Origin of the sequence: Vallitalea longa (assembly GCF_027923465.1) — a bacterium.
GTDB lineage: Bacteria > Bacillota > Clostridia > Lachnospirales > Vallitaleaceae > Vallitalea > Vallitalea longa.
Genome location: NZ_BRLB01000013.1, coordinates 104,094 through 115,709 on the forward strand (window position 1 = coordinate 104,094; position 11,616 = coordinate 115,709).

At 30.3% G+C, this 11,616-nt stretch carries 7 protein-coding genes; all 7 read left to right on the forward strand.

Translation table 11 applies throughout. The features are described from left to right. The first annotated feature begins 285 nt into the window (after window positions 1-285). Window positions 286-2,904: a pyruvate, phosphate dikinase gene (ppdK, locus tag QMG30_RS17785; RefSeq protein ID WP_281817686.1), complete on the forward strand. Its 2,619-nt coding sequence runs from the start codon at window positions 286-288 to the stop codon at window positions 2,902-2,904. A 239-nt stretch (window positions 2,905-3,143) separates the two neighbouring features. Next, the gene (locus QMG30_RS17790; RefSeq protein WP_281817689.1) at window positions 3,144-4,568 is read left to right on the forward strand and encodes a DUF445 family protein; all 1,425 of its coding nucleotides are present in this window, start codon (window positions 3,144-3,146) and stop codon (window positions 4,566-4,568) included. Between the two features lie 107 nt (window positions 4,569-4,675). Next, window positions 4,676-4,939 (forward strand): FeoA family protein, encoded by a 264-nt coding sequence (locus QMG30_RS17795; RefSeq protein ID WP_281817690.1) that lies wholly within the window; start codon window positions 4,676-4,678, stop codon window positions 4,937-4,939. 127 nt (window positions 4,940-5,066) lie between these two features. Beyond that, window positions 5,067-7,046 carry a ferrous iron transport protein B gene (gene feoB, locus QMG30_RS17800; RefSeq protein WP_281817691.1) on the forward strand — a complete coding sequence of 660 codons (1,980 nt, stop codon included), beginning with the start codon at window positions 5,067-5,069 and terminating at the stop codon, window positions 7,044-7,046. Window positions 7,047-7,387: 341 nt separating this feature from the next. After that, window positions 7,388-8,398, forward strand: a complete 1,011-nt coding sequence (locus tag QMG30_RS17805) for a deoxyguanosinetriphosphate triphosphohydrolase (RefSeq protein ID WP_281817693.1) — start codon at window positions 7,388-7,390, stop codon at window positions 8,396-8,398. A 238-nt stretch (window positions 8,399-8,636) separates the two neighbouring features. Beyond that, window positions 8,637-10,406 carry a DNA primase gene (gene dnaG / locus QMG30_RS17810; protein ID WP_281817694.1) on the forward strand — a complete coding sequence of 590 codons (1,770 nt, stop codon included), beginning with the start codon at window positions 8,637-8,639 and terminating at the stop codon, window positions 10,404-10,406. Window positions 10,407-10,441: 35 nt separating this feature from the next. Beyond that, window positions 10,442-11,518 (forward strand): RNA polymerase sigma factor RpoD, encoded by a 1,077-nt coding sequence (gene rpoD, locus QMG30_RS17815; RefSeq protein WP_281817696.1) that lies wholly within the window; start codon window positions 10,442-10,444, stop codon window positions 11,516-11,518. Window positions 11,519-11,616 lie beyond the last annotated feature (98 nt).

The window sequence follows — 11,616 nt, forward strand, 5'->3', positions numbered from 1 at the left end:
TAGAAGAAAAAAACAAAAAAAAATCTACTTATTTTAAGTTTTTGTGTTATAATATATGTCGGACTTACACATAAGTAAAAAATTAGCAAATAAAGACTGATAACAATTTTATGGTAATGTTAATAAAATAATTGTTAAAATTGTACAATTTGGTGATAATTTTAGTATGACTTATAATTATTAAACTTATTAACATTATATATTAATGACATAAAAACTATGAGGTTTGACCTCTGGTTTTTAATATAAATAATTTTAAGAAAAGATTATCAGGAGGTATATTTAATGAGCAAGAAATATGTTTATATGTTTAGTGAAGCTGATGCATCAATGAAAAACCTTCTTGGTGGAAAAGGCGCTAACTTAGCAGAAATGACTAAGCTTGGTTTACCAATTCCTCAAGGATTTACTGTTTCAACTGAAGCTTGTATTAATTATTATGACAATGGTGAAAAAATATCAGATGAGATAAAAAAACAAATTGAAGATGCTTTAGTAAAAGTTGAAGAGATTAATAATAAAAAATTTGGTGACAATAGCCAACCATTATTAGTATCTGTTCGTTCAGGAGCTAGAGTTTCTATGCCTGGTATGATGGACACAGTACTTAACTTAGGTCTAAATGATGTATCTGTAGAAGGATTCGCAAAAGCTACAGACAATGCAAGATTTGCATACGATTCTTATAGAAGATTTATTCAAATGTTCTCAGACGTTGTTAAAGGTCTACCAAAATCAAAATTCGAAAGAGTTCTAGATGATATCAAAAAAGAAAAAGGATATGCAAGTGACCTTGATTTAACAGCTGATGATCTAAAAGACGTTATCGCTGCATTCAAAGATTTATATAAAGAACAATTAGGTGAAGCATTCCCACAAAACCCAGAAGAACAATTAATGGCAGCTGTAGAGGCAGTATTTGGTTCATGGAATAATGAACGTGCTATCATTTATAGAAGAATGAATGATATTCCAGGTAACTGGGGAACAGCTGTTAATGTTCAAACAATGGTATTTGGTAACATGGGTGAAAGTTCAGGAACAGGAGTTGCTTTCACAAGAAATCCTGCAACTGGTGAAGCAGGAATTTATGGAGAATACTTATTAAATGCACAAGGTGAAGACGTTGTTGCTGGTATTAGAACTCCAGAACCTATAACAAGACTTGAACAAGATATGCCAAAAGTATATAAACAATTCATGGAAATCGCTACTAACTTAGAAAATCATTACAAAGATATGCAAGATATGGAATTCACTATTGAAAATGGTAAATTATATTTCTTACAAACACGTAATGGTAAGAGAACAGCAGCTGCTGCATTAAAAATAGCTGTTGATTTAGTAGATGAAGGATTACTTACTAAAAAAGAAGCTTTAATGAAAGTTGAACCAAAACAACTTGATCAAATACTTCATCCTAACTTCGATCCAGCTGCTCTAAAAGCAGGAAACGTAGTTGCTAAAGGTTTACCAGCATCTCCAGGTGCTGCAGCAGGTAAGGTATACTTTACAGCAGAAGATGCTGCTGAAGCTGCTAAGAGAAATGAAAGAGTTGTATTAGTTAGACTTGAAACTTCACCAGAAGATATCGAAGGTATGTATGCTTCAGAAGGTATCTTAACTGTTCGTGGTGGAATGACATCACATGCTGCTGTTGTTGCACGTGGAATGGGTACATGTTGTGTATCTGGTTGTGGAGACATTACAATTGATGAAGAAAAGAAAGTATTTACTGTTGCTGGACAAACTGTCAAAGAAGGAGATTATATCTCATTAGACGGTTCAACTGGTAATATTTATATTGAAGATATTAAGACTATAGAACCTGAAATATCAGGTGATTTCGCTAAGTTCATGTCATGGGCTGACGAAACAAGAACATTAAAAGTAAGAACTAATGCTGATACTCCAAGAGACGCAAGAAAAGCTGTAGAATTCGGAGCTGAAGGTATTGGACTTTGTCGTACAGAGCATATGTTCTTTGAAGAAGACAGAATCGCAAAAATGAGAAAAATGATCGTTGCTAAAGAAGTAGAAGAAAGAAAAGCTGCTTTAAAAGAATTATTACCAATTCAAAAAGCTGACTTCAAAGGTATGTATGAAGCGTTAAAAGGAAGACCAATGACTGTACGTCTTCTTGATCCACCACTTCATGAATTCTTACCTCATGATACTGAAGATATCGAAGCTCTAGCAAAAGATATGGGTATCACTTTTGAAACATTAAAAGCTACAGTTGATTCATTACATGAATTCAACCCAATGCTTGGTCATAGAGGCTGTCGTTTAGCTGTAACATATCCTGAAATAGCTGAAATGCAAGCAACAGCTATTGTTGAAGCTGCTATTGAAGTTAAGAAAGAACAAGGATATGATATCGTTCCTGAGATTATGATTCCTTTAGTAGGAGAAGTAAAAGAGCTAGCTTACGTTAAAGATATAGTAGTAAAAGCTGTTGATGCTGTAATAGCTGAAGCTGGTTCTGATATGAAATACAAAGTTGGTACTATGATTGAAATACCTCGTGCTGCATTAACTGCTGACGCAATTGCTAAAGAGGCTGAATTCTTCTCATTTGGTACTAATGACTTAACTCAAATGACATTTGGATTCTCTCGTGATGATGCTGGTGCATTCTTAGAAGATTACTACACTAAGGGAGTATTCGAATCAGATCCATTCGCTAGATTAGATCAAACTGGAGTTGGTCAATTAGTGAAGATGGCAGCTGAAAAAGGTAAAGCAACAAGACCTGACATTAAATTAGGAATCTGTGGAGAACATGGTGGAGATCCTGCTTCAATTGAATTCTGTCATAATGTAGGATTGAATTATGTATCTTGTTCACCATTTAGAGTACCTATCGCTCGTTTAGCTGCTGCTCAAGCTGCTTTAAAATAATATGTGAATAGATAACATTTAATTAAAACCGTCAGTTGTTTCTGGCGGTTTTTTGTGATATAGTGAAAATATTCGTTTGGAAAGTAAATAAAGGTAATGTTGATGATTAAATAAATTTACTCAGTTAAGGATAAATAAGTTATACTAGGTGTAAGATATTTTTGGAATTGCAAATATTTACGAAATAAAATATGGTTAAGGATTTTTAATATATGAATAACAATTGAGGTGATAGTTTTATGGATATGAAGATGGTGTTAGCTCCTATTTTAGGTGCTGGAATAGGGTATTCTACTAATTGGATTGCGATTAAGATGTTATTTAGACCTTATACGGAAAAAAGGGTGATGGGTATAAAATTACCTTTTACACCTGGTTTAATACCAAAGGAGAGAGATAGAGTAGCAAAATCAATAGGGCAGGTCATTGAGGAATATTTATTAACAGATAAAATAATAATTAATGAAATGCTTGAAGATAAGGCTAAAAAACATGTTTTGGAGTTAGTTAATGATAATATCTATACTAGTAAAGGAAACATCAATTTAAATAGTTTTATTGCAGATAATGATAATAATTTTATAGTAAATCGAATTGCAGATATCATAGGAAATAGATTGTTGGATTTATTAAATGAAGAGAACACCAAAAATAAGATACAACAATTAATAAGTAGCAGAATAAGTAATAGTTTAAGAGAGATAGATATTATAGATTTAATTAGTGAAGAGCAATTAAATGATAAGTATAACGACATAATCAATAATAATGTAAAAGATATGATAAGTAGTTTTTTATCAGAAAAAATGAGTGATGGCAACTGTATATGTGATATTATTGATGTTGAAATGATTAATAGAATAAAAGGTATGATAATAAATTATATAGATAGTATAACAGATGATATAAAAATATTTGAAAATGAGAGATTGAAGCAAAGAGTTGTTGAGCTTATTGATTCGACTATAAAAGAAAAAGTAGGGGCATTGGGAGCTATGTTTGTAAACGGTGAGAGTGTTTATAACACGATTGCTGAAAAAACAAAAGAAAAGCTTCAAGATATAGAAATTAAAGAAGAGATCAATACATTTATTAATAGCAAAATCGATGAGGTAACTAATAGGCCAATAGAAGAAATTATGACTAGTGAATCAAGAGAAGAATTGATATCATATCTGGCATGTTATTTTACTGGGATACTATCAGAAGTTAATATAATTGATATCATTTCTTTAAATGATCTTGATTTATATAGTTTTCTTGAAAAAGTTACTGGTAATGATGTAGAAGATAAAATTAATAATCTAGTTGCTGATAATTATGAAAAGATTATTAATGATGATAAGACAAGTGGCAATATTAATAATTTTATAGTTGAAATTATTAACAAAATGATAACAAGTGATATTTCTGTAAGCATTGCTGAGAAGCAACAATTAGATGCTTTTATAGTTGATAAATATACCCAATTGGTTAATAATAATATGACTAAATTAATGAAAGACATAAAATTAAGTTCAATTATTGAAAGACAACTCAACCAATTTGATATAAAAATGTTAGAAGATATAATCATTTCCATAGCTAAAAAGGAATTAAATGCCATTACATTATTAGGAGGATTATTAGGGTTTGTAATCACATTTCTAGCTGTTTTGTTATAGTGTTAAAAAGGTGTTAAATTTATTAAAAACATATTGACTTTTTACAATATCTACGATATAATTAACAAAAGTGATAATCATTATCATTCGAATTGGAGTTGATATATATGACTTTAGATGAAGGTAAAAACAAAGAAATTTTTATCGTAGATGATATTAAGCAAAATAAAAAAATGAAAAAACGTCTTCAAGATATGGGATTGACAAAGGGAACTAGCATCAAGATTTTATCAAATAATACAGGCGGTTCATTTATTCTTAATATAAGAGGTTCAAGAGTAGTAATTGGTAAGACAGTAGCAGAAAAAATATATGTTCAACCAAGCAAACATAAAGTATTTAATTTGAATGCCGTTGGCAATGCATGTTAATATGAAAATTGAATTATAACGAAATAGATTACCATAATCATAAAATTGGTAATATGATAATCTTAAATAGTCTATAAAGATACTTTAATAAGTGTCTTTTTGTATGTTTGCAGAAAGGGATATGTCAATGAACGATAATATAAAAGTTGCTTTCGTAGGTAATCCTAATTGTGGTAAGACTACCTTATTTAATGCATATACAGGTGCTAAACATAAAGTTGGAAATTGGCCTGGAGTAACAGTTGAAAAAAAAGAAGGAACTATAACATATGGTGATAATAAAATAACACTTGTTGACTTACCTGGAATATATAGTATATCACCTTATTCCATGGAAGAAATTCTTACAAGAGAATATATAATAGAAGATGACCCAGATGTAGTTGTCAATATTGTAGATGCATCAAACCTAGAAAGAAATCTGTATCTGACTTTACAGCTTATAGAGCTTGGAAAACCAGTTATAATAGCACTTAATATGATGGATGTTGCAAAAAGCAGAGGATTTGTTATTGACAAGAAAAAATTATCTAAGCAGCTGAATGTTTCTGTAGTGGAAGTGGTAGCCACTAAAAAAATGGGTCTAGATGATCTATTACAACAGATCATAGAGGTTTCTAATGAAAAAGAACAGTATAAGCCTATTGAGTTGGATTATGGTAATGAAATAGAACAGCATTTAATCAAAATAGAAAATGAGCTCAAGCTACAAAATGTTGATGAGAATATTTTAAGATGGTATTCATTAAAGATAGTTGAAAATGATAGTGAAATAATAAATAAATTGAATATAGTAGATAAATGTAATTATGAAGAAGAAATAGCTAAGATTAAATATGACTATATTACAAATTTTATTAGTAACGTACTCGTTAATTCTTTAGATGAAGACGAAACGTTCTCAGATAAGATTGATAAGATAGTTACTAACAAGTGGGCTGGACTTCCAATATTTATGGCTATGATGTTACTTGTGTTTGCTTTTACTTTTGAAGTTGGAAATTATTTAGCTAGCTTGTTAAGTGGTGTATTTCAGATATTAAGTGGTTGTATTACGGATTTATTGACTTCTGCTAGTGCAGCTGATTGGCTCATATCGTTAATAGTTGATGGGATCATTGGAGGGGTTGGTGGAATATTAGTATTCCTACCTAATATTGCATGTTTGTTCTTAGCGATATCAATATTAGAAGATAGTGGGTATATGGCTAGAGTAGCCCTTATAATGGATAAATTCATGAGAAAATTAGGACTTAGCGGAAAAGCATTTATTCCTATGATTCTTGGTTTTGGATGTTCGGTACCTGCTATTATGACAGCAAGAACTTTAGAAGATGAACGTGATAGGTTAATAACTATATTAATAACTCCTTTTATGTCTTGTAGCGCTAGATTACCAATCTATATATTGTTTTCAAATATTTTTTTCCCAGGCAATGAGATACTAATAGCATTTTCATTATATTTGCTTGGTGTTATTGTAGCTGTGTTTGTAGCAATTGTATTCAAGAAAACCATATCAAAAGGTAAGACTGCTCCGTTGATATTGGAATTACCTGCATATAAGAAACCTGCTCCAAGAACGATATTTATATTTGTTTGGGAGAAAGTTAAAGGGTATATAGTTAAGGCTGGAACAATTATTTTTGTAGCATCTATAATAATCTGGTTCTTATTAGAATTCAATTTATCAGGTAAAACAGATATAACTACAAGTTTAGGGGCATCAATAGGACAATTTATAGCACCAGTATTCAATCCATTGGGATTCGGTAATTGGCAAGCAGCTTTATCATTGATTGCAGGTATAATGGGCAAAGAGATTGTAGTGAGTACAATGTCTGTCATATATGGAATAGGAGATGTAGTATCTGACGGTAATATGCTAGCGTTATCTACTCAATTAAAATCTGCTGGTTTCACTCAACTCAGTGCATATGCATTTATGGTATTTTCTTTACTATATACGCCATGTGTTGCTACTTTAGGAGTAATTAAAAAAGAAACTAATAGTTGGAAATGGACGATATTCTCGTTTGTATATCAATTAGTGGTAGCATGGGTAGTTGCTACTGTTGTATATCAGATAGGAAATCTTATTATCTAAACCTAATAGAGCCTGCTATAAAGTGTTTTTGATAAGATTATATGATTTCTAACCGAATATAATAAAAATAAAGAGTTTTATAAACTATATAATAGAATATAATAAAATGGAATAGTCTAATGATTATTCTTTTTTTATTAAATAGGAAAGTTCTACTTTCTATTTTCATTGAAATCTTTTATGAGGCATAACCTCTTTGTTATAATTAGATATATTTCGATGATAAAAGAAAAAACTCCTAAATAAGAGGATTTTGATAAAAAATGCAGTATATAATAATTATAATACCTTTTAAATTGAAGGAAGACAGATAGTCATACTTAAGAAAGGGAGTTTTGTATTTGGGTTGTTTAAGAATTGAACAGGAAAAATTAGAAGATAGAATATTAAATGAATATGCTATGAAAAGTAAAGATACAAGAGGTAGAAAAGTTGAAGAAAGCCCATGCGATATAAGAACAGAGTATCAAAGGGATAGAGATAGAATAATGCATTCAAAAGCTTTTAGAAGATTAAAACATAAAACTCAAGTCTTCATATCTCCAGAAGGAGACCATTATAGAACGAGATTGACACATACTTTGGAAGTTGCACAGATTTCAAGAACTGTTGCTAGAGCCCTTAGACTTAATGAAGACTTAACTGAAGCAATAGCATTAGGTCATGATTTAGGTCATACTCCTTTTGGACATTCAGGAGAATATGCTCTTAATAAAGTATGTACATATGGTTTTAAACATAATGAGCAAAGTATTCGGGTTGTGGAGAAATTAGAGCAGAAGGGTAAGGGACTTAATCTAACATGGGAAGTGAAAGATGGGATACTTAATCATCCTACTGCAGGAAAACCTAGTACTCTCGAAGGGAAAATAGTAAGGTTGTCTGACAAAATAGCGTATATAAATCATGATATTGATGATGCAATAAGAGCTAAGATTCTCAGTGAAAAGGATTTGCCGAAAGAATATACGGATGTCTTGGGTATATCATTTAGAGCTAGAATAAATAATATGATACATGATATTGTTAGAAACAGTATGAATAAAAATGACATCATCATGAGTGAGGATATGGAAATTGCCATGAACAAATTACGTAAGTTCATGTTTGCTAATGTATATGTTGGTTCAAAAGCCAAGGAACATGAAATAAAAGCTAAAAACATGCTAAAGCAATTATACGAATACTTTATTGTTAATAGTGACCTCTTACCTATGGAATATAAAAATATGATTATAGACGATGAGCCTCTAGAAAGAGTGGTTTGTGATTATGTAGCAGGAATGACTGATAGATATTCCATAAATATTTTCTCAAAACTTTTTATTCCTTCATCGTGGAAAGAATTATGATATATAATAGATGGAAAAAATTTCCTTTAATGAAATTATATACATTATTTGTAATTAATTTATTTGTAAAGAATGTCAATCATTCTAATAATTTTATAGTTTAATTAAACATATTTAACAAAAATAAAATTAATTAAAGGATTATCAAAAAGTATGTCGAAAAATAATAGGTGTGCAAATAACAATACAATATTATAACAATACAATGTACAATTAAGGAAATGGAGTTTTTATATATATGTATTATCCAGAAGAATTAATTGAGGAAATTAGAATTCAAAATGATATTGTAGATGTCATATCATCATATGTACAACTTAATAAAAAAGGTAGTACTTATTTCGGATTATGCCCGTTTCATAATGAAAAAACCCCATCATTTTCTGTTAGTAGTGATAAACAAATGTATTATTGTTTTGGTTGTGGTGCTGGAGGAAATGTCTATACATTCGTTATGGAATATGAAAACTTTTCTTTTGTTGAAGCGGTTAAATTTTTAGCTGATAGAGTACATATTACTCTTCCTACAGTACAAGTTTCAGATGAAGTTAAGAAACGAATGGATATGAAACATCAATTAGTAGAAATTAATAAGGCTGCTGCCAGATATTTTTACTATCAACTAAAATCAGAAAAAGGAAAAGTCGCATTTGATTATTTACAAAACAGAGGCATTAGTGAAGAAATACTAAAGAAATTTGGATTAGGGTATTCTAATATTTTTAGAAATGATTTATATAGATATTTAAGTAAAAAATTTGACGATAGGGTACTTTCGTTATCTGGATTATTTGTTCCAGAAAAAAGTAATCCAAAAGAATATTTTGATCGATTTTGGAATCGGGTTATGTTTCCTATATTTGATGTTCATAATAGAATTATAGGATTTGGAGGTAGAGTACTTGGTGACTTTAATCCGAAGTATCTTAATTCACCGGAAACAAAACTTTTTGATAAGAGGCGTAATCTGTATGGACTTAATTTAGCTCGTTCATCAAGAAAAGAAAATATTATTATAGTTGAAGGATACATGGATGTTATTTCATTATTTCAATCAGGAATAACTAATGTGGTTGCTTCACTTGGAACTGCTTTTACTTCTGAACAAGCTTCTTTGATTAAGAGATATACAGATAATGTAGTAATATCTTATGATAGTGATTCAGCTGGAATAAAAGCTGCTCTTAGAGCAATACCTATATTGAAGGCAAAGGGATTATCAGTAAGAGTTCTTAGAGTAAAAGGGTATAAAGATCCAGATGAATTCATAAAAAATAAAGGAAAAGAAGCATTTGAAGATTTAATAGCAAATGCTACTTCTGGATTTATGTTTGAAGTTGAAGAAATGAATAAAAATTATAATCTAGATGATCCTGAAAGCAAGACAAAATTTCATAAACAGGTAGCATATAAGATTCTGGAGCTAGAAAGTGAAATAGAAAGGGATAATTATATAGATGCTTTAGCAAAAAAATATAATACAAAAAAGTCTTTGTTGGAAAAATTAGTTGCAGAGACTGGTAAAAATACTGGTATTGTATCTCCAAGGCAAGAAATCAAGAATAATAGAGAAAAGAATAAAAATTCAGAAGATGGTATAATATTAGCCCAAAAGAGTATATTAACATTAATTGCTAATAATGAAGATATCTATAAGATAGTTAAAAAGCATCTGAAAGTAACGGATTTTCTTGATGATTTCTATAGAAATGTCGCTAAAGAAGTTTACCAAGCTTATGAAAAAAATAATAAAGTCGAATATGCCGTTATAATCAATAAGTTTATAGAATTGGATGAACAAAAAAAGGTTGCTGGCATATTCAATATAAATATTGTTTTTGAGAATAAAATGCAGCTGGAAAAGATAATAAACGAAACTGTAAAATTAATAAAAGCTGCAAGTATTGATGCTAGTTCACGTACTGTAAATGATACTAATGAATTACAAAAACTTATTTTAGCCAAAAGAGAATTACAAGGGTTGCATATTTCTCTTAAGGATGGTTAGACTAGTAAACACAAGGAAAGGATGGATCCTGCGTTATGGCGAATGAAGGAAATTTAAGTAAGTTTGAAGAAAAAATGAAAGCCCTAATTGATATGGCCAAAAAAAAGAAGAATGTTCTTGAATATAAAGAGATTGAAGCTCATTTCGGAGAAATGGTAAATGATGCTGATAAAATTGAAATAGTATATGATATATTAGAAAAAGCAGGTATAGATGTACTAGGATTGATTGAAGAAGAAGAAGAACCTGTTAAAGAATTAGATTTATCATTACCAGAAGGTCTTAATATAGATGACCCTGTTAGAATGTATCTAAAAGAAATAGGTAAAGTACCTTTGTTATCAGCTGAAGAAGAAGTGGATTTGGCTATGAGGATGGAAGCTGGTGACCAAGAAGCTAAGAAAAAATTGGCCGAAGCAAATTTAAGATTGGTTGTAAGTATCGCTAAACGTTATGTAGGTCGTGGTATGTTATTCCTTGATCTAATCCAAGAAGGTAATCTTGGACTAATAAAAGCTGTTGAAAAATTTGATTATAGAAAAGGTTATAAGTTCAGTACTTATGCAACTTGGTGGATTAGACAAGCTATAACAAGGGCTATAGCTGACCAAGCTAGAACAATAAGAATTCCTGTGCATATGGTTGAGACTATTAATAAGTTAATTAGAGTATCAAGACAATTATTACAAGAGTTAGGAAGAGAACCTGCTCCTGAAGAAATAGCAGAAGAATTGGATATGCCTGTAGATAAGGTAAGAGAAATATTAAAAATATCTCAAGAACCTGTTTCGTTAGAAACACCAATCGGTGAAGAAGAAGATAGTCATCTTGGAGATTTTATACAAGATGAAAATGTACCTATACCAGCTGATGCTGCTGCGTTCACTCTATTGAAAGAGCAACTGGTAGATGTACTTGATACATTAACGGATAGAGAGCAAAGAGTTCTTAGACTTAGATTCGGACTTGATGATGGTAGAGCTAGGACTCTAGAAGAGGTAGGAAAAGTATTTAATGTTACCAGAGAAAGAATAAGACAAATTGAAGCAAAAGCATTAAGGAAGTTAAGACATCCAAGTAGAAGCAGAAAATTAAAGGATTATCTAGAGTAATTGATTTCACCACATAATGTACATGAAATTGTACTTTAGTGGTGATTTTTAGTAAAAGAGAAGTTATATAATAATTTACTGAAAATTTTATATGGTGC

Bases quoted from the DNA above. Each gene is read 5' to 3' on its own strand.
- dnaG (WP_281817694.1), top strand. From the start codon at position 8,637: ATGTATTATCCAGAAGAATTAATTGAGGAAATTAGAATTCAAAATGAT.
- feoB (WP_281817691.1), top strand. From the start codon at position 5,067: ATGAACGATAATATAAAAGTTGCTTTCGTAGGTAATCCTAATTGTGGT.
- QMG30_RS17795 (WP_281817690.1), top strand. From the start codon at position 4,676: ATGACTTTAGATGAAGGTAAAAACAAAGAAATTTTTATCGTAGATGAT.
- rpoD (WP_281817696.1), top strand. From the start codon at position 10,442: ATGGCGAATGAAGGAAATTTAAGTAAGTTTGAAGAAAAAATGAAAGCC.
- QMG30_RS17790 (WP_281817689.1), top strand. From the start codon at position 3,144: ATGGATATGAAGATGGTGTTAGCTCCTATTTTAGGTGCTGGAATAGGG.
- ppdK (WP_281817686.1), top strand. From the start codon at position 286: ATGAGCAAGAAATATGTTTATATGTTTAGTGAAGCTGATGCATCAATG.